Here is a 19,802-nt window from a genome sequence, read left to right as displayed (position 1 = left end):
CCTTAAAATGGCGGACGAATCAAAATACGCCGAACAAACTGTATTTGTTTGCCGACGCCTTCCCGATTCATCCGCTGAAGCAATACCGGGTTACCCTGCAGGCCAAGCTTTCGAACGATACGGGAGCGACCCACAGATTTGCGGTCGGCTTCGGAAGCAATTCGGATACCGAGAACTATTCGGCCAAAACGCAGTACAAAGATTTTACGGCCGAGGTCAAAACGGAATGGACGACGCTGCAATGGACATTCAACGGTTTGCAGAGCACGAATCAATTTTTTATGTACCTTGCCCGTCCTACGGGGTCGGGAGTGTCCGCCCAAATTAACATCGACGATATCGTGATTGAAGAGCTGTAAAAGGAGGAGAAGCCACCAATGATCGATTTTCGTAAAAAAGCGCTCAAGGCGCTGCTGGCCTTCGCGATTGCACTTCCGCTCGGCCATTATTTGACCGGAACGGGCGCGGCGTTCGCCGAGGGCCCTTCCGATCCGGCCCCTTTCCTTCAACCGGCCGGTCCGGCCAAGGGAATGAAGGTATTGTTCGACAATACGCACGCCCAAACGGCCGGCGCCGCAGACTGGGTCATAGACGGAGGGTTCTCGGATTTTGCGGGTGGCATTGCCAAGAGCGGATACTACGTGAAGGAGCTGCGCAAGTCGGAGCCTATTACGTACAGCGACCTGAAGGATTACGACGTCTTCGTTATCCCTGAGGCCAATATCCCGTACAAAACGACAGAGCAGGCGGCGATACTCGAATACGTGCAAAAGGGCGGCAGCATCTTTTTCGTATCTGACCATTACAATGCTGACCGGAACAAAAACCGCTGGGATGCCTCCGAGGTGTTCAACGGCTACCGCCGCGGGGCCTGGAGCAATCCGGCCAAAGGGATGAGCGCCGAAGAAGCGAACTCGGCGGCCATGCAGGGCGTACAGAGCTCCGACTGGCTTGGTCAGAACTTCGGCGTCCGCTTCCGCTACAACGCGCTCGGCGACATTAACGCCACGACGATCGTCAAACCGGCCCAAGCGTTCGGCATTACCAAAGGCGTCAAAGCGGTAGCGATGCACGCAGGCAGTACGATCGCAATTGTCGATCCGAAGAAAGCCAAAGGCATCGTCTATCTGCCGTCCACTGCGGCAAGATGGAACAATGCCGTGGACAAGGGTGTGTATGCCGGCGGCGGCTTGGCCGAAGGGCCGTATGTCGCCGTGGCGAAGGTAGGACTCGGCAAGGCCGCTTTTATCGGCGACTCCTCTCCCGTGGAAGACGCGACGCCGAAGTACAAGCGCGAAGAAAACGGCCAGTCCAAAAAAACGTACGACGGCTTCAAGGAAGTTGACGACGGCGTGCTGCTGGTCAATATCGTCCAGTGGCTCAGCAAGAAGGAGAACTACCGGACGCTGGACGAGGTGCAGGGCTTGGAGCTGGACCCGGTTACTCCGCTGCTGACGAACGGGGCGGAGAATGAAATTCCGGAGCAAACGGTCGAGCCGAAACCCGAGCCTTGGGCTGCCCCTTCGCCGGGCTACAAATGGTGGGACCCGAGCTCGTTTTCAAGCGGCTCCTACGGCAAGTAAGCTGTGACAAGGTGGTTGAGCAGAAATGTTTGCTCAACCACTTTTTTGATCCTCCTTAATAAAACCTTATGCTGCACTTTACGCGCGATTTACACAAAAAATGTATACTGGACATGGTTCGACATGGGTGTCGTCCCATTTTTTATTTTAAGAGGGGGATCGGGAATTGATATTAAGAAAAACGTTAAAGAAATCCGCCGGCATTTTATTGTCTTTCACTATGCTCTTCGCGGGTCAACTGCCTTCTGTCTCGCCAGTATCGGCAGCCGCTTCCGGCGGGGATTACGTCCGTCATTGGGCGGAAAAAGAAATCCGCAATTGGACCGACCTTGAACTGGTAAACGGTTACGAGGACGGTTCGTTCAAACCCGATGCCTCCATTACGAGAGCGGAATTCGTTGCGCTTGTGAACCGGGCGTTCGGCTTGACGCAGAAAGCCGCCTCTGGTTTCTCGGATGTAAAACCGGCAGATTGGTACAGCGATGAAGTGTCGGCCGCGAAAGCAGCAGGCTACATCAACGGTTACGAGGACGGAAGCTTCAAGCCGAATCAATCGGTGAGCCGTCAGGAAGTGGCGGTCATGCTCCAAGGGCTGCTGAAGCTCTCCGCATCGGATCAGTCCGGCCCTGCGTTTCAGGATGCCGCCGACATTCCGGGCTGGAGCCGGGAAGCCATACGAACGGTTGCCGCTCTGGGGTATATGGGAGGATATCCGGATCGTACCTATCAGCCCGCGCGGTCGATTACCCGGGCCGAGGCGGTTATGACGCTGAATCGCGCCAACCCGCTCGCTTCCAAAACCACTTCTTATGATCAGGCGGGTACATACAATGGCCGCGCCGAGGGTCATGTCATTGTCCGTTCGGCCGGTGTGAAGCTGGAGAACATGACTATCGACGGCGATTTGATTTTGTCCGAAGGCATCGGCGAAGGCAGTGCCGACATGAAAAACGTGACGGTGAAAGGCCGTACTATCGTACGCGGTGGCGGTCCGAACAGCATCGTCATTGAAGATTCCAAGCTCGGTCAAGTGACGGTGAGCAAAGCGAACGGACAAGTGCGTCTGTTCGCCAAGGGAACGACAACGATAGGTGAAGTACGTCTGAATTCGGGAGCAAAGCTCGAAACGAACGGCTCGTCGGGCGCGGCCTTCGGCAAGGTGGATCTTACCTCTCGCATGCCTGCCGGCTCTACGGCCACGCTGGCCGGAACCTTCGATGAGGTATTCGTGAACGCATCGAACGTCACGGTCCTATTCGTGAACGGGAATCTTAAAGCATTTACGGTTCGCGAGCAAGGAAAAGGTTCGAGCCTGAATGTGCAAGGCGGAACGGTAAACGCTTTGACACTGGACGCAGCTGCGAATGTCGCCTTAAACGGAGGCGTCGTCGAGCAATTGAAAGTCAACGAGAAAGCGGACAACAGCTCTATTCAGGTAGGGGAACAAGCCACCGTAAAAACGTTGACGCTTAATGCGGCGAGCACAGTCAAAGGCAGCGGAACAATCGAGAAGGCAATTGTCAATAAAAACGGCAGCACGTTTGAAAAGGAGCCCAAGAAGCTCGAACTGGCTGCCAACGTCGAAACGAAAGTCGGCGACAAGAAAATCACGGGCTCGAATGGGACCGGGTCCCCGACAGGGGGCGGCTCGTCGGGAAGCGGAAGCAGCGACGATGATGTTGTCAGACCCGCACCGCCGGCAGGCCTGACTCTTTCGACGGGAATGTACGGTCTGACGGCCAGATGGAAAGCAGCTGCCGACAGCAAGGTGACCGGGTACAGCGTCAGCTTGTTTACGAAAGACGGCAAGCAGGTCGGTTCGGAAGCCACCACACGGAACTCCTATTATTCTTTCATCGGACTGGAAAAAGGAACGGCGTACAGAGTATACGTATCGACGATCGGCAGTAACGGAACCAAATCCGAGCCGGCAGCATTGGAGACGACGACGCTCGATTCAGGCAATATCCCGGTACAGTTGCTGAGCATCAATGACCTTCACGGAAAAATCGATCAAACGTACTACGAGAAAAACGTGCCGACGCTGGCGAATCCTTCGGTCACCGAAAGCACTTATGTCGGCCGGATGGACTACGTCGCGGCCTACATGAAACAGCGCCAGGCGGCACAGCCGAACACGCTGCTTGTCGAGTCGGGCGACCTGTGGGGCGGCAGTTCTCCGGTTTCGGCCCTGCTTCAAGACGAGCCGACCATTGAAGTGGCGGAAACGATGCGTTTCCATGTCGGAACGGTCGGTAACCACGAATTTGACGAAGGTACCGCGGAAATGCTGCGCATGGTGAACGGCGGAACGCATCCGAAGGGCATCGAAAACTACAAGGGTACCAAATTCCCGCTGCTTGCAGCCAATATCGTGTATAAAGATACGGGCAAAACCGTCCTGCCTCCGTATGCGGTCGTGGAAGTGGCCGGGGTGAAAGTCGGCTTTATCGGCGTGGTTACGACATCGGCAGCCGGTATGGTGATGCCGGCGGGCATTCAAGACATTCAGTTCACGGATGAAGCGCAGGCGGTCAACAAGGCGGCAGCGGAGCTGAAAAGCCAAGGCGTTAAAGCGATGGTCGTTCTGGCCCATATGGACGCAACGCAAGGAGCGAACGGCATCGTTACCGGAGCGTCCGCGACGCTAGCAAAAAATATCGATCCGGAAGTGGACGTTATTGTGGCGGCGCACAATCATGTGGTTGTAAACGGAACGGTGAACAACAAGCTGATCGTACAGGCTTGGGAGTATGGCAAAGCAATGGCCGACATCGATCTGGAAATCGATCCGGTGACCCAGGATATCGTAAGTAAAAAAGCGGAGATCGTATATACGAGACAAGACGCCATTCAGCCGGATGCTGAAATAAGTAACATCATTAAGAAGTATGAAAATCGAATCGCTCCGATGATCAACGAAGTCGTAGGCAAGGCAACCATTCCGATGACGGGTGGTTACGCGAACGACGGCGACAATGCGCTGGGTAATTTGCTTGCGGATGGCATGAGATGGTCGATGAATGCCGATTTTGCGATGATGAACGGCGGCGGAATCCGCGACAACCTGAACGCCGGGCCTATCACGTGGGGAGAGCTGTTCAATATCCAGCCGTTCAATAACGTGCTGATGAAAGTGGAGATTAAGGGGAAAGATCTGGACGCCATCGTCAATGCCCAGATTTCCTCTACATTCGGTCCGGATTATAGCATCAGCGGCTTCCGGTATGAATATGATGCAGCCACGGGCAAAATCACCAAAAAAACATTGCCGGACGGCTCGCCGATTGACAACAGCAAGACGTATACGCTTGTGGTGAACAACTTTATGTATACGTCCACGGGAGCAAAATACGCTCCGATCGGTCAGCTTGGCAAAAATCCGGTCACCGGACCGGAAGATTTGGAGGCCACGGTTGCCTTCGTACGGAATTACAAAGGTGACATCGCGTACGTCCGAGACGGACGAATCGCCAAAGCGAAAGCGCCTGAGCCGGGCCCGGATTTGGGTAAAGTTACGATCCGGCAAGCACGCGCGGCGGCTGACAACAGCAAAGTAACGATCGAAGGCGTAGCCACATCGAAATCGGGCATTTGGGGAAGCAAAGGCTTTTATCTCCAAGATGCTACTGGCGGCATATACATTTTTCAAAGCGGCATCGAACTCAATCCCGGGGACCATGTAACCGTCACCGGTCTGATCGGCAAATACAATGGAGAGCTTCAAGTCAATGCGGATAAAAACGGAGTTATCAAATCCGCAACCGAAGCGGTTCCCTCTCCGCTTAACGTTACGCCTGCTGAGGTCGGTCCTGCCAACGCCGGGCAACTCGTCAAGCTGAGCGGCGTCACGATCGCCAATTTAACGAAGATTAACGATTACGGGACATTTGAATTCGATGCGGTAAAAGCTTCCGAGCAAGTACGGGTACGGGTCGATAACCGGATCGGCCTGACGTACGATCAGTTCCGTTATCGAAACGGGGACACCGTAGACGTAACCGGCGCATCCAGCCGGTTTAACGAGAGCGCTCAAGTAAAAGTCAAGGATTCCGCGGATATTACCGTTCCCGGCGGCATGACGATTACGGACCTGGTGTACGGAGCGAAAACTTCCACAAGCGTGACGCTTCGCTTTACGGCGCCAGCCGGGGCCGCATCCGTCAAAATGATGCAGTCCGCCAATGGGGGAGCGGCATGGACGGAAGCAGACACGCAAGGAGCGCTAGGCGCAAGCTCCGTAACGGCAACCGTGTACGGATTGATACCGGGAACGGCGTACAAGTTCAAGTTGAACGTGACGGGCGGACCGTACAACGGAGATTCCAATGCGGTGGATGTGATCACAGCCAATGCCTCCGGTTGGAACATCGAGAAACTGGACGGCATCGGAGCTCCTTCCAGCTCATATGCTTCCGGTACGGTAGCTGGGATGAATTCGATCGCTTGGAACTACGTATCGGCACGGACTGATTTGTCGACTTACGTCATTGACGGAAAAGGGATTATGCTGAAAGCGGAACGTACCGGTTCGGGAGCGGCCGCTGCAGGGGAAATCGGCGCATCCAATATTCCGGGCGGAATCGGAAGCTTCTCGGTAAAATTGCTGAAAGGTTTCACGGGAGCCGGGGAACGAAAAGTAGAGCTGTTCATTAACAACGTATCCAAAGGAACGTATACCCTGACGCTGGATACAATGGAAACTTTTACGGTCAACAACTTGAATATCCCGGGGAGCTTTGACCTCAAAATCAAACATGTCGGCGCTCCGACGAACGGCGCCAACGGTGCGCAGATCACCGTAGACGATATTTCTTGGACCGGTTACTCCGGATAATTTCATCAAACGAAGAAAAGGCCGTTTCGGAATTCGATTCCTAGACGGCCTTTTCGTATTGCGCGTATTACTCCGCTTCTTGCGCCCATTGCTTCAGCGTACCGTCGCTGGGCAGGAAGAACGTCAGCAGGCCGATGAGCGGCAGGAAGCTGACCAACTGCATGACGAGCGGCAGATGGAAGGTATCGATCAAGCTGCCGAGTCCTACCGCGCCGAGCGCCCCGAGTCCGAAGGCGAGACCCGTGATTAGACCGGACACCGTGCCGACCTTGCCGGGCATCAGCTCCTGCGCATAGACGACGGTGACGGAGAAGCTCGACAGGATGATGAAGCCGTTCACCAGCAGGATGACGTAAGTCCAGAATGCATTGGCATAAGGCAGCGCCAGAGCCAGCGGGGCCGCGCCGAGCATCGCCAGAAAAATAACGTTCCGGCGTCCGATCTTGTCGGACAGCGGGCCGCCCATAAACGTGCCGAGCGCGCCTGCGGCAGCGAACAGGAAAATGTACATCTGCGCGCGCTCCAGACTGATGCCGAATTTGTCCATCAGGTAAAACGGATAATAAATCGTAATGCCCGCATGGTACCAGGAACGGGCAAATACGAGAAAGATCAGCATGCATACGGCAAATGCGATCTGCTTCTTGCGGGCCGGGCTCATGGCGCGGGAGCCGCTTTTCCGGGCCTGCGGCGGGTTGGCCGCCATATATCCCTGATACCAGCGGGAGATATACAGCTGGACGAGGACGCCCGCCCCGGCGACGGCCGTAAACCATAAGGCGCCGAGCTGCCCCAGCGGAGCGAACACGAGCGCCGTCATCACCGAAGCGAGCGATTGTCCGGAGTTGCCGCCCACCTGAAAGATCGACTGGGCCAAGCCTCGACGGGAGCCTCCGGCCATGTAAGCGACGCGCGAACCTTCCGGGTGAAAGATGGCGGAGCCGATTCCGATCAGCAGAACGGACAGCAGAATGAGTTCGTAGTTCGGCGCGAGCGACAGCCCCAAGACGCCGAGAAAAGTAAAGCCCATGCCGATCGGCAGCATGTACGGCATCGGCTTGCGGTCCGAATACAAGCCGACAACCGGCTGCATGACCGAAGCGGTCATATTCAAGGCGAATACGATGACGCCGGACTGCATGTAGCTGAGACTCATATTGTCCTTGAGAATCGGCAGGATCGCCGGAATCACCGCTTGTATCGTATCGTTGAACAGATGCACCAGACTGATCGCGAGCAGAATGCGAAAAACCGTCGGCTTGACGTCCGTCCGAGTTGCCTGCTGGACCGCAGGCGCCGGACCGGTTTGGACTTTCATGAGAAAAGACTCCTTCCGTCTGTCAGTATGCGCTAATCCCGGCGCTTAAACGTTCCGAGCGCTTCTCCGACTTTCACCTTGCTGCCGACTTCCAGAGCGGTCCGCGGCTCGAATGTGCCGTTCTCCATCAGAAGCACGACAGTCGAGCCGAATTCGAAATAAGCCAGTTCGTCGCCGCGCTCCAACCGGTCCGGCAGCGGGACGACGTATTGGATGCTGCTGACGTTCAGCGCGCCGACCTTGACCACGGCGATTTCTCCCGCGTCGTGCTGCATGTAGGTGATGAGCCGCTCGTTGCGGCTAAGTACGCGCGTCATGTGCCGGAGACCGAACTCGTTGACCGGATACACCTTGCCGGGGACGTGCTCCTTCTCAAGAATGTCGCCTGTGACGGGCGAATGAATCCGGTGATAGTCGGTCGGGCTCAAGTAGAGCACGCAGTAGTAGCCGTTCGTATAATTGATCATCCGAGGGCTCTCGTTAAGCAGCTCCTGAATGGTATAGTCCTGTCCTTTGACATTGACGATCAGTCCCTCATGAATCGGCCCGATGCCGGTAATCATGGCATCCACCGGGCTGACCAGCGTGTCCGGCGCCGCGTCGATCGGACGAAGTCCGCTTTTGAGCCGGCGGGAAAAAAACTCGTTCAGCGATCCGTATTCGTGAACCGCCTTTTCCGCGTCCTGCACACGGATGCCGTACGTTTTCGCGAAGCGGGGAATCAGTCCGCGGCTGGCACGGGATTTGGCAAAAGCTCCTGTCAGCCTCGACACCGTTTTACGGGAGGAGAGCTCGGTCAGCAGCCGAAAAAACGAAATCTTCATAGGGTTATGGTTCACCTGTTCCTTTTAATATGGAAATGCAGTACAACGCTTATCTTGACATAGAACAAAGGACAAAGCAACCGCCAAACGGGGCCGAAAAAGCAAGAAAAGCTCCCGAAGGAGCCTTCCGTTCAGACGGTCAGGGCATTAAAGCTTCATCCGCAAAAACTTTCGTTGCGGGGCGGTCACGACTGCTCGAAGCCCAGTCCGCACTTCTTGAAATCGCCGCAGGTCAGACACGTCGCCAAATTAACCAGGATCGGGGTGTTTGACCCGGAATATTTAATGCAGTAGACGGGAGTTCGGTGCAGCGGATCGGGCGAAATCATGACGCAATAAGAACAATGCTTCACCATATCGGTCGTGATCGATTCCATCTCAAGCTGCGATCGAAGCAGTTCGTCCATAGTAAGGCTCCTTTCCTACGTTGAAGACAGCGCTTCCATCGCTTGCATCCTGCATATGGGGACGCAGGGTACAAAGGTTCCGGGTAGTACCAAGTATCCTTTATTTTAGCAGAATCCGACAAAGAAGGCCATAGTTCGTAACCGTTTCCCAAAAAGGAATGCGATTATTTTTCATTATAAGGTAAATTTCTCCTAGTGATTCTTCAAATTTCGACATGAATGCAGTACAAAGGGGCTAAATCCGGAAAGAAAGTTTAACTTCACTAAAAGCGCGAAAGCGCATGTAAACTTTCTGCTCGCAAGAAAAGCTTCCTCTAAGACACGAATGTATCTTCCTCGATAATGCTTCGATAAGAAGCTTTTCTTATTGACAATTTGGTGAACCGTGGTAATATAGGTGTGTCACTAGGGGAGCCGCTTGGGCTGAGATTGGATCGATAGATCCTAGACCCTCTGAACCTGATCTGGTTGATACCAGCGTAGGGAAGTGGAGAGCGTCAGCACGCTTGCATCATATTGTGCTTACAAGAGCCGCTTCCGTCTTATACGGGGGCGGCTTTTTTAGTTGATGCGGAGCTGTGAGCTTCACGGAAATTTACGGCTCCGCGTTTATCTTGGCGTAATCCGCTTGGGCAGACCGACGTTGCTATGTCCCGGACAACACTTTCAGTTCTTCGAAGGAGAGGAAACAGATGAAAAAAGGCTTGAAGCTGACCGACATTCTGGTCACCGTCGTCATCGCCGTCGTCTTCGGTATCGTTTACCGGGTATGGGGAGACGTGTACAACCTGGCGTCAGTGCCGGGCATCCAATTGGAGCAATTCGTATATGGCATGTGGTTTATGGCATCGACTGCCGCCTTCTTGATCATCCGCAAGCCGGGCGTCGCCTTTTTGGCGGAAGTGGCTGCAGCGCTGGCGGAAATGCTGCTTGGATCGCAATTCTCCATCGGCTCGCTGACATACGGTATCGTGCAGGGGCTGTGCGCGGAGCTCGTCTTCGCGGCGTTCGGCTACAAGCGGTATACCGCGGCCGTTGCCGGTCTGGCCGGAATGGCGTCCGGCGCAGGAGCGCTCGTGTTCGACTATTTCAAGAGCTACTTGACCGAATTGCAGCCGTGGAACCTCTCTTTGTATATCGTGCTCCGATTCGTCGGTTCGTTCCTTATTACCGGACCGCTTGCTTACGCGTTGGTTAAAGCGCTGGAGAAGACCGGCGTCACGCAGCTTGTCCGCCCGGCAAGCCTTGACGATTACCAGGCGCTGGACCGGAAATGAGCGGCACAGACCGGATCGCGCACGTATCGGGGCTGCGCTTGAAATTTCCCGGCAGTCCGTCGCTGCTGTTCGACGGTTTGAGCTTCGGCGCCGACGCAGGGCAAAAGGTGCTGCTGCTCGGGCCAAGCGGCTGCGGCAAATCGACGCTGCTGCAGGTGCTGAGCGGTCTGATTCCGCAGGCGGTCGACGTGCCGGTCAAACATGACAGCATCGGCATTCCGCCGTCCTGGGGCTACTTGTTCCAAGACCCCGACGCGCAGTTCTGCATGCCGTATGCAGACGAAGAGATTGCGTTCGTGCTCGAAAATCTTCAGGTGCCGCGCGAACAAATGCAGCTGCGGATTCGAAGCTGCCTGGAGCAGGTCGGCCTGCGGCTTGAGGAACTGCACACGCCGATCGCCGCGCTGTCGGGAGGGATGAAGCAGCGGCTCGCCATCGCGTCGCTCCTGGCGCTGGAGCCGGACGTCTGGTTCCTCGACGAACCGACGTCACTGCTCGACCCGGAAGGCACGACCGAGGTATGGGAAACCGTCAAGCAGGTTACCCGGGACAAGACGGTGCTCATCGTGGAGCATAAGATCGACGAGATCGTCGATTTCGTCGACCGGGTCGTGCTGTTCGATACGCAGGCGCGCATTTTGGCTGACGGGAAGCCGGATACGGTATTCCAAGCGCATAAGCGCGAGCTTCAGGAGTATGGCATCTGGTACCCCGGCGTATGGGAGGACTACGACCGGCGTAATGCCGCTGCGCAGCGGGAGCGGATCGAGCCGGCAGCGACGAAGGAGCCGCTGCTCCGGCTGGACCGCTTCGCCGGCTATTACGGTCCGGTGAAGAAAATCGAAGCGGCGGCGGCTGCCTTGAACGCCGGCGATTGGATCGCCGTCGTCGGCGAGAACGGCGCAGGCAAAAGCACGCTGCTGCAATCGTTGATGCAGTTGCTGCGGACGGAAGGAAGCTATGAGCTGGGCGACCGCATGGTCCGGGGTTTCGACGATGTCGCCGACACGGCGGCTTACGTCTTTCAAAATCCGGAAATGCAGTTTGTCGCGCATACGGTATACGACGAAGTGGCGTTCAATTTCCGCCGGGACGGCGAGCCGGAGCCTGCGGTCCGTGCGAAAACGGAGGAGCTGCTGGCGTGGTTCGGCCTTGGGGGCCACCGCAGCCTGCACCCGTACCAGCTCTCGCTTGGGCAGAAGCGCCGGCTGAGCGTGGCGGCCGCAACCGTCAAAGCGCAGCGGCTGCTGCTGCTGGATGAGCCGACGTTCGGCCAGGACGCGGCCAATACGTTCGCGCTTCTGGAGAAGCTCGAAGCGTGGCGGCGGGAAGGAACGGCCATTGTCATGGTGACGCATGACCCGGACATTGTAAGCCGCTTTGCCACCCGGGTATGGGAGGTGCGGCAAGGCGTCCTTGCCGCGGATATGAGCCCCGAAGCTTACGAGGCGCGGCTGCGCCCGGAGCGGCGGACGACATTCGAAGAGGTAGGGAGTTGACGAGACGTGCCATTGGCCTGGTCCTATAGGGAAACGTGGCTGCACCGCGTCAATCCGAGCTTTAAGCTGCTCGTATCGGTAAGCCTGTTCCTGCTTGTTCTGTTCACGCACGATATCAACGTGCTTGCCAATATGACGTGGATGTATCTGGTGCTGCTCTTTGCCGCCGCCGGACACCCGTGGCGCAGACTGCTGCTGCTGTCCCTGCCGTTTGCGCTGATGTTCGTCTCCTCTTCCACCTCGATGGTGTTTTTCGGCAAGGGAGAGACAACGTGGGTGCGCTGGGGGCTCGTGCATATCACGGAGGAAAGCTTCTTCCGCGGCCTATCTGTCGGGCTGAAAACCGTAAATGCGGCGCTGATCGGACTGCTGTTCGGTTTGACCACCAGCCCGGTAGGCTTGTTTTACTCGCTTATGCAGCAGTGCCGGCTCCCGGCGAAATACGCCTACAGCTTCATGGCCGCGCTGCGGCTCATGCCGATGGTGGCGGCGGAATACCGCACTTTGCAGATGGCGCTCAAAGTGCGCGGGGTCAAGATGAGAAAAGGTGTCCGCGGCTGGATCGATACGCTGAAGCGGCATTCGATTCCGCTGCTGGCGCAGAGCATCCGCCGCGCGCAGCGGATCGCGGTCGCGATGGAGGCGAAGCGCTTCTCGTCCGCCGCGAAACGTACGTATTATTACCGCATCGGATGGTCGGGCAGCGACGGCTTGCTGCTGGCCGTTACGCTGATGGTCTGGGCAGCCGCTTTGCTGCTCGGCTGGAAGTTTCCGTATTTTCCGGTCGGCGACGTGCGATAGTGATGCGGCAATGGTTGGTTTACCGAATTTCAAGGAGGCAGATTCGTTATGAAATTTTCCGAACAAGTACGTCAAGCGGCGGACGCAAGCTGGCAAGCCAGCTTCGAGCATCCGTTCGTCAAGGGCATCGGCGACGGCACGCTGCCGCTCGATTGCTTCCGGCATTACGTCCTGAACGACGCGTACTATTTGTCCCAATTCGCCCGCGTGCAGGCGCTCGGCGCAGCGAAAGCGAATGATTTGGCAACAGTGAAAAGCATGGCGCATCACGCGCAGGGCACCTATGAGGCGGAGCTGTCCTTGCATGAAAAATTCAGCAAGCTGCTCGGCGTCACCGAGGAGGAAAAAGCGGCGTTCGAGCCTGCGCCCACTTCGTATGCTTACACTTCCCATATGATCCGTGCGGCCTATACCGGTCAGCTCGGCGACATCATCGCCGCAATCCTGCCGTGCTATTGGCTGTATTACGAAATCGGCGAACGGCTGGCAGGCTGCACGCCGGAAGAGCCGATCTACCGCGAATGGATCGCAGCCTACGGCGGCGAATGGTTCCGGGTGCTCGTCGAAGAGCAGATCGCCCGGCTGGACGAGCTGGCGGAGCAGGCAACGGCTCAGGACCGGCAGCGGATGCAGAATCATTTCATTCTTAGCAGCCGGTATGAATACATGTTCTGGGACATGGCTTACCGCAAGGAGACATGGCCGGTATTATAATTCTTAATAGAGGTTACGAAGGGGTGGGGTATCCACTTCCGAAATTTTTATTGAAGCCGCTTATCAGCGGATATTTCCCGAAGACAAAACAAGCTCAGGCGCACCGCCGAAATACGGCTGTGCGCCTTTTTCATGCCTGCCGGGCTCATTGAACCGACTGCCGGATTTCACCCAGCATATAGCTGGCGAAATCGGACAGCAGCCGCTTGTCCGGCTTCATGCGGTCCGTTCTGCCGCCATACCGCTCCAAGCATAGACGTACAGTCTCCCCGTACTTCGAAGGTAGCGAATTTAAGCCCCATTCGCCGCCCTCCCGTTTCGAAGAAACGGCGCCTTCCTTGAGATAATATAACACTCTGCACAAATTTAAGACATAATACTCGGGTGCCTCCAGGATGCCTTGGGGAGCGTCCTCCGCATCGTGAAGAATGGATTCCACGTAAAATCGCTTGTCGATAGGCTGCATCACCTCGCGCAGCGGCTTCCCGTATAAAGCGATTCCCCGGTGATAAGCGACCGTAAGGTGCGCTGCCAAGTCCGGATCTTCGCGGCCTCCGCAAATATAATTCCCGTCCGTCCGATACTTGTCCTTGTGCAAAGGGGAATAATGAAATTCAAAAGGCGTAGGATAGACGAACTCGCCCAAACTACTTTCCAGAATGACGCTCAGCTCGATTCCGCCTTCGTTCGGCAGCTCGTCATCGATGGCAAGAAGCTTGTTGGCGATCCGCTTGAACGTTTCCGCTGTCACCTTGCGCTTGACCACAACCAGCAGGTCGATATCGCTTTTGTCCGGGTTAAAGCATCCCATGGCCAAAGAGCCGTGTAAATAAATGCCCGCCAGGTTGTCGTTCAGCTCTTCTTTAAACAGGTTTGTGATGTCGTCCAATGCCGACGGAACAAGCATACTCTCCCTCCTGTGCAAAATCGTTTGCCTCTCGGCGTCACCGTCCCTAGATGCCGGGCCGGTTTGCTTTTCCGGTACTAATTGCTCCCTGTCAAGACATAGGATAGGTTGACAACGTCTTGGAGGGATGGCCATGAAATATTCCCAGATGACCGCCTGGGACGAACACCGGTTCTGGCTTGAAATATTGGAGGATCACGCTTATTTCATGCGCGATTATTTGTCGCCGGCCGAAGAACAGTGGGTCGATACGGCGAAGGAATATATCGTAGCGTTCCGCCGATTGCGGGAGCGCCTGTACGCCGTCGACCCGGACTTGCCTTACGAATCCCCCGAGATGGCGGAGTTCGCCAAGGCCAGCTACTCAGTAGCCGTCGGTTATTTTCAATTCGAAGGGCATATGCAGCATTTGCGGGTGCAAAACCTCGTTATTTTGAACTTGTCGCCGACGTTTCTGAACGGGACGCTGAATGAGAATCAGGAATACCTGCGGCTTCTCCTGTATGCTATGCGGGCGGAGCGGCCTCCGGAGCTTTCGCTGGTCGAATTGTTGGACCTGTGGCTGGAGGATCAGCTGGGGCATGCGGTGTTGGCGCGCAACGCCCTAGATCCGGTCGAAATTCCCTTATCTTTGAAGGTACATCAAGTTGAGCAGGAATTTCAAGCGCATATCATCAAAAACAAAGCCATCAAAGGCTATTTGCGGTTCACTCCGCCGCTTTTTCCGGTGCAGCGGTTGTTTGCCAAGCAAGTGTCCGAGTCCGTCGTGGTCTTCTACCATCTGGTCGAGCATATTCTCGGATTGTACCGGGATTCCCAGCTTTTAAGCCGGACGACGCTTCGCTTCCTGGAGCACCATATTCCGGAGACATGTTATTTTTTGCGCAAGCTGGCGAACTTTAATATCGCCATCTTCGAGATCCCGGATTGTCCGTTAACGAAGCCGACCGTAAGGTAGTCTACATCGCAACCCCGGAGCTTTTGATGGTAACCTTTGGCATTACGCGGACCTTGGCTTCGCCTAACGCCCGACCCCAATCGTTCTCGACTTTTTTCCAATGATCGTAGTGGAACGATTTAGCATATACGCCCAATCCGATCGGATCGATGCGGTGCTTCTGAATTTTTGCGATCAGCGCTTCGCATTTTTTTTGCAGCTCCTGTTCGATAGCTTGCTCCAGCCGCTCCTTATCTTTCTCAAGGTTGTATTCGAACAGCCGTTCCGTCATATTCACATCAATGTCCATTCCGATATCGAAGGCAAACCGGTTATTCTCATGCTTGGACTTGATGTCGTACTTCACATGTCCGATCTCCAGGCTGACGTAGGCCATTCGCTGCTCCGCCTTTATTTTCTGCGGCGGAATGTGCAGCGTAAAAGGGAAGGGCTGCCCTTTTTTTTGCTGCAAAAGCATTAATAGCGTGCTCTCCTCGTTGTTTAGCGAGGTAGCGTATGTGCCTTCTTTGGACAAAAGAGCCGTTCCCGACACGACGATTTCGTTGTCCTTTAGCTTGACCTCCGTCAAGGAAGGCGTTCTTCGCGGATCGAGGAGCTGCTGATGAAATTCCTGCATGATCGTTTTTACGGCCGTTCGGCTGGTGAACGCTGCCTCCGTCTGTTCTTTAATGACGACGCCAGGCCGTCCTTTATCCGCCATATTCGCATACATAATCTCGTTGACAGAGCCGTCCACAGCCACGACGTTTGCGTTGATCTCGCTTTTCGGATCACGCATGAACACATCCAGGTAATACAGCATATTCGCGCGCTGCAGCAGCTTTTTCCCAACCAATACCGTCTGGATCTTCCCGGAAGCGAGCGGGCCGGTGCTCATCGTATCGAGCTTCGATCTGGCCTGTCTTAACGTATCGGCGGTCGTTTCCGATATATTGTATTTTTGCTTGGCCTCCACACTGAACACCGGGGTGGACGTGAAGACGGTCAAATGCTGGTCGCTGCTGAGATCGGCGCCCGTCATCAAAATAATTTGCCGGTTCTCCAAATACATTTTTCGACCGCACCCGGGAACGGCGAGCAGCAGGGAGAGCGTCAGGATGGCGATCAGGAGTCTTTTCATCGCAATGCGCCCTTTCTAAGCTTACGGAATATTCCTTGGTATACCCATAGGAAGATGGGGAACAGAACGGCCGCGCACAACCCTACATTGCCCCATAGCTTTCCCAGTCCGGTAATTTCGGAAAAGGAAGGCGTAAAAAAGAAGGGCATCACCAGCCAGCCGAGTATGATTAGACGCAAGTAGGGACGATGATCCGGTTTGCCGAGCATCCGGCTGATGCCGAATACGGACATGTATAGATAAGGGATCACCGTCATAAACAAGATAAACAAATAGAACGGAAGAAAAATAATTTCAAACCGCTCCAGGATCGGAAGGCGAATGAGCTTTAGCAGGTTCAATGTGGGGTAGACGTACTCCATGATCACATCCTGACTGAAGCGGACGTAGCTGCAGATCGTGATCAGCATAAAAATAAGCATAGACATCGTATTGGCGATAAAGACGCCTTTGACCGCCGATTTTTTGTCCTGCAGGAAAGGGTACAGCATAAACGCGACTTCAAAGCCAAGGAAAGAGAGAACGGTCGCTTTGACGGTCGTCAGAATGGGCATCCACCCCTTCTGGCCGATCGGAAAAAGATTCAGCCAGTTGCTCTCTTGCAAGGTTAAGAACAGGATCATCGGCATCCACAGGGTGAACAGAAACACAAATTCCGCAAACCGGCCGATGACCCGGACCCCTTGCTTGGTCGCCATGTAGACGGGAATGATGAACAGCGGCATCAGCACGTATTCTTTGGCATTGGGCAAAATCCATACCTGAATAATGTGAATCGACGAGATCATAGCGATAGTTGCGGAAAAGGCGGTATACAAAATCCACAGCAAGGTAAACAAGCCGCCGAGCCATCGACCGAAAACTTTTGGAAACAGGTCGAACAGCGAATCGTTGGGATGCTTCTCCATCACTTTAATGATGATGACGCTGAACAGTACGGCGAGCAGCCAGCCGAGCACAAGCGCCAGCCAGCCGTCCGTCCCGGCCGTCTCGGCCAAGTCGCGCGGGAGGGACAGCACGCCGATACCGATCTGGGTTTTGTAGATCGTAAAGATGAACTGCTTCAGGTTGATTTCATTCATGGTATATTTTTTCATGACCGGCCGTCACCTTTTCTCATCGTCCCCTTCCCGGCTGGGGCCCTGCCGTTTCATTTGAGCCGGATTCGCGGAGAACGGTCGCTTGTTCATTTTCCACAGGGGTATGCGTATCCAGATATCTTTCCAATCGGCAATTCGGATGGGGGCTACCGGGCTTCCGTATGGAACGCCGACCGATTCCATCGCTATCAGATGCAGTACGAAGATCGCAAGCCCGATTACGATGCCGACCATCCCGAACATCATGGCCAGCACCATCATCGGAAACCGGATCAGGCGCAAAGCCGAAGCCATGTCGTAATTGGGAATAATGAACGACGATACGGCCGTGATGGCCACGATAATGACCATAATATTGCTGACGATGCCCGCTTGAACGGCCGCCTGTCCGATAATGATACCGCCGACGACGCCGATCGTTTGCCCGAGAGGGCCCGGCAGACGGAGCCCCGCTTCCCGCAGCATTTCGATGGAGGTTTCCATGACAAGCGCTTCGATGATCGGCGGAAAAGGGACTTTAGCCCTCGACTCCCCGATGGAGATCAGCAGCCGCAGCGGAAGCACTTCGTAATGAAAGGAGATAATGGCTATATAAACCGCCGGCAGGCAAATCGTAATAAAAAAGGCAATAAAGCGCAGCATCCGGATAAAGGATGCCACGATCCAACGGCTGCTGTAGTCCTCGATCGATTGAAAGAACGTCAGGAAAGTGACAGGGCCGATGAGCACTCCCGGTGAATTATCGACAATAACGGCAATTCGGCCTTCCAGAAGGTGAGAGACGACCGAATCGGGCCGCTCCGTAATGATGAATTGCGGCAGCAGGCTGGCCGGATGATCTTCGATATATTCTTCCAATTCCCCCGCATTAAAGATGTGGTCCGTATCGATTTGCTGAAGACGGGTCTCTATTTCTTCCACCAAATCGGGTTTGGTGATATCCTCCAAATACAAAACCGAAACCTTGGTTTTTCCTCTTGCGCCAATGACGAATGGCTTGATTTTTAATTCACGGTTCGGCAAATAGCGGCGGATGAGCGCGATGTTCTGTCCGTCTGCTTCCACGAAGCCGAGATGCGCCCCTTTTAAAGTCTTTTCGGTATCGGGCTCCTTAATCGCTCTTTCCGGTCCTCCTTGCGTCGGAAAGATGTAACAATACGGCAGGCCGTCGATGAAGAGAACGCTGTTTCCGTGGAAAAGCGACATTTCGGCATCGGCCCAAAGGGTAATCGTCTGGATCTGCCCGGTGATCGCCGAGGAGTTTGAGAGGTCCTCGACCGAATCCAGCTCGTGAATCAGCGGATGCAGAATATGATTGCTGACGGCGGGCTTGTCCGTCAATCCGTCGAAATACACCAGTAGCGCATGCGCTCCCGGCTTCATCTGGAAATGGCGGGTGATCAGATCGGGCGTATGGCTGAAGGTACGGTAAAGAGTATCCAAATTTTCGGCGATCGATTTCGAAATAAGGTTCATGGTGTTACCTCCTGTGCGCTTCCGTACACGAATCCTCCCTTATCCTTACAAGTTGCGCAGAAATAAACAATAATATACCGTCATCGAATTTCGTCACAGCCGAAAGTGAATTCGACATTTTTCGCCTTTTTCGTCCATAAAACGTTCAATAATCCTTGACTTTAGCTGTGACTTAAATCATAGAGCCTTTTGGTCCAGGACCTCTACAATAAGGACATAAGATGTCCCGCACAAGGGGAGGGAATAAGATGGCTAAACCGCACAACGCCGCATCCCAAATGCATCAGGGGGAAACGCCGGTTGTCAAACAAAAGAACGAAGAGGAAGGCTTGAAAGGTACTTTCGCTTCCGTCATGCTGCTCGGATTGTTTCTGCTGCTGAGTTGGTTCGGGGTCTTCGTATTGTTCATAGTCAGGGGGTAAAACCGTAGACGGGTAACGGGAACGGAACAGAGATTGAAGGAGTTGAAGAAGCATGCATATCCATCGTTTGGAGAAAATTTGGCTTATTTTCGGGATTTCCATGTTAGTCTTGTTTTTGACGGTCGTCGGTGTGGGAGCGTTTGCATTGGGGATGGAGCCGCCTGGCGATCACCGGCATACGGTAAATCCGGATACGCTGACTACGACACCGCCGTTCGATAAGCCGGGGCTTCACCAAATTGGCGACAAAGAGTACGAGGCGATTTTGGTTGCTTTTGCCTTCGGGTACAATCCCGATAAATTGGAAATTCCGGCGGGGTCGAAGGTTCGCTTTCAATTGACCAGTTCCGATGTCGTGCACGGGTTTCAAGTGAACGGAACGACGATCAACATGATGGCCGTACCGGGCGAGGTGAACCATTTCTCCTATACGTTCGATAAGCCGGGGGAATACCTGGTGCTGTGTAACGAATACTGCGGCGCGGCGCACGAAGTCATGATGATGAAAATCATCGTAAAATAGGCGCGCACGGTCGTAGAGAGAACCGTAATATCTAAT

Annotated in this window: 16 protein-coding genes, 1 pseudogene and 1 riboswitch; of the genes and pseudogenes, 10 read left to right on the top strand and 7 right to left on the bottom strand. The window is 54.8% G+C overall.

From position 1 onward, the window contains the following. The 3 genes and pseudogenes from QMG93_RS25175 to QMG93_RS35435 all read left to right on the top strand — a co-directional run. Positions 1–359, top strand: a 359-nt coding sequence (locus QMG93_RS25175; RefSeq protein ID WP_281941397.1) for a hypothetical protein, incomplete at its 5' end; no start/stop codon positions are given. Between the two features lie 18 nt (positions 360–377). Continuing rightward, positions 378–1,577: pseudogene (locus tag QMG93_RS25170) on the top strand (DNA-binding protein); the annotation flags it as partial. A gap of 172 nt (positions 1,578–1,749) precedes the next feature. Further along, complete coding sequence (locus QMG93_RS35435; protein WP_413789335.1) at positions 1,750–6,420, top strand: S-layer homology domain-containing protein; 4,671 nt, start codon at positions 1,750–1,752, stop codon at positions 6,418–6,420. Positions 6,421–6,487: 67 nt separating this feature from the next. Here QMG93_RS35435 and QMG93_RS25155 read toward each other — a convergent pair whose 3' ends face one another. The 3 genes from QMG93_RS25155 to QMG93_RS25145 form a co-directional block, all read right to left on the bottom strand. Next, entirely contained in the window at positions 6,488–7,738 is a 1,251-nt protein-coding gene (locus QMG93_RS25155; RefSeq protein WP_281941393.1) for an MFS transporter, read from the bottom strand. 32 nt (positions 7,739–7,770) lie between these two features. Further along, entirely contained in the window at positions 7,771–8,562 is a 792-nt protein-coding gene (gene asd / locus QMG93_RS25150) for an archaetidylserine decarboxylase (RefSeq protein ID WP_281941391.1), read from the bottom strand. A 185-nt stretch (positions 8,563–8,747) separates the two neighbouring features. Next, entirely contained in the window at positions 8,748–8,969 is a 222-nt protein-coding gene (locus QMG93_RS25145; protein ID WP_281941389.1) for a hypothetical protein, read from the bottom strand. A 397-nt stretch (positions 8,970–9,366) separates the two neighbouring features. Next, positions 9,367–9,472: riboswitch (TPP riboswitch) on the top strand. 189 nt (positions 9,473–9,661) lie between these two features. Here QMG93_RS25145 and QMG93_RS25140 point away from each other — a divergent pair. Genes QMG93_RS25140 through tenA form a run of 4 tightly spaced genes read left to right on the top strand, consistent with a single transcriptional unit; the run spans position 9,662 to position 13,260 of the window. After that, positions 9,662–10,246 carry an ECF transporter S component gene (locus QMG93_RS25140; RefSeq protein WP_281941387.1) on the top strand — a complete coding sequence of 195 codons (585 nt, stop codon included), beginning with the start codon at positions 9,662–9,664 and terminating at the stop codon, positions 10,244–10,246. Further along, positions 10,243–11,745, top strand: a complete 1,503-nt coding sequence (locus QMG93_RS25135; protein ID WP_281941386.1) for an ABC transporter ATP-binding protein — start codon at positions 10,243–10,245, stop codon at positions 11,743–11,745. Before QMG93_RS25140 ends, QMG93_RS25135 begins: the two co-directional genes overlap by 4 nt. A 6-nt stretch (positions 11,746–11,751) precedes the next feature. Next, positions 11,752–12,546: an energy-coupling factor transporter transmembrane component T family protein gene (locus QMG93_RS25130; protein ID WP_281941384.1), complete on the top strand. Its 795-nt coding sequence runs from the start codon at positions 11,752–11,754 to the stop codon at positions 12,544–12,546. 48 nt (positions 12,547–12,594) lie between these two features. Then, positions 12,595–13,260, top strand: coding sequence for a thiaminase II (gene tenA / locus QMG93_RS25125; protein WP_281941381.1), 666 nt, complete (start codon positions 12,595–12,597; stop codon positions 13,258–13,260). A gap of 145 nt (positions 13,261–13,405) precedes the next feature. On the opposite strand, the gene QMG93_RS25120 is transcribed toward tenA, so the two are convergent. After that, a complete protein-coding gene (locus QMG93_RS25120; protein WP_281941379.1) occupies positions 13,406–14,167 on the bottom strand; it encodes an aminoglycoside adenylyltransferase domain-containing protein in 762 nt (253 codons plus the stop codon). A 133-nt stretch (positions 14,168–14,300) separates the two neighbouring features. Here QMG93_RS25120 and QMG93_RS25115 point away from each other — a divergent pair, with 133 nt between their 5' ends. Beyond that, positions 14,301–15,125: a DUF2935 domain-containing protein gene (locus tag QMG93_RS25115; protein ID WP_281941377.1), complete on the top strand. Its 825-nt coding sequence runs from the start codon at positions 14,301–14,303 to the stop codon at positions 15,123–15,125. A gap of 1 nt (position 15,126) precedes the next feature. On the opposite strand, the gene QMG93_RS25110 is transcribed toward QMG93_RS25115, so the two are convergent. The 3 genes from QMG93_RS25110 to QMG93_RS25100 are packed head-to-tail and all read right to left on the bottom strand — an operon-like array spanning position 15,127 to position 18,821. Further along, complete coding sequence (locus QMG93_RS25110; protein ID WP_281941375.1) at positions 15,127–16,245, bottom strand: Ger(x)C family spore germination protein; 1,119 nt, start codon at positions 16,243–16,245, stop codon at positions 15,127–15,129. Then, positions 16,242–17,342, bottom strand: a complete 1,101-nt coding sequence (locus QMG93_RS25105) for a GerAB/ArcD/ProY family transporter (protein ID WP_281941373.1) — start codon at positions 17,340–17,342, stop codon at positions 16,242–16,244. The genes QMG93_RS25110 and QMG93_RS25105 overlap by 4 nt, the downstream gene beginning before the upstream one ends. Before the next feature lie 9 nt (positions 17,343–17,351). Further along, on the bottom strand, positions 17,352–18,821 hold the full coding sequence (locus QMG93_RS25100; RefSeq protein ID WP_281941371.1) for a spore germination protein: 1,470 nt from the start codon (positions 18,819–18,821) through the stop codon (positions 17,352–17,354). Between the two features lie 248 nt (positions 18,822–19,069). Here QMG93_RS25100 and QMG93_RS25095 point away from each other — a divergent pair, with 248 nt between their 5' ends. Beyond that, the gene (locus QMG93_RS25095; RefSeq protein WP_081890242.1) at positions 19,070–19,243 is read left to right on the top strand and encodes a cytochrome c oxidase subunit 2A; all 174 of its coding nucleotides are present in this window, start codon (positions 19,070–19,072) and stop codon (positions 19,241–19,243) included. 52 nt (positions 19,244–19,295) lie between these two features. Then, on the top strand, positions 19,296–19,766 hold the full coding sequence (locus tag QMG93_RS25090; protein WP_108533369.1) for a cytochrome c oxidase subunit II: 471 nt from the start codon (positions 19,296–19,298) through the stop codon (positions 19,764–19,766). Positions 19,767–19,802 lie beyond the last annotated feature (36 nt).

This window comes from Paenibacillus tyrphae, from assembly GCF_027925525.1.
GTDB lineage: Bacteria > Bacillota > Bacilli > Paenibacillales > NBRC-103111 > Paenibacillus_G > Paenibacillus_G tyrfis_B.
The sequence above is the reverse complement of the archived record's forward strand: the minus strand, read 5'-3'. Positions and strand labels throughout refer to the sequence as shown.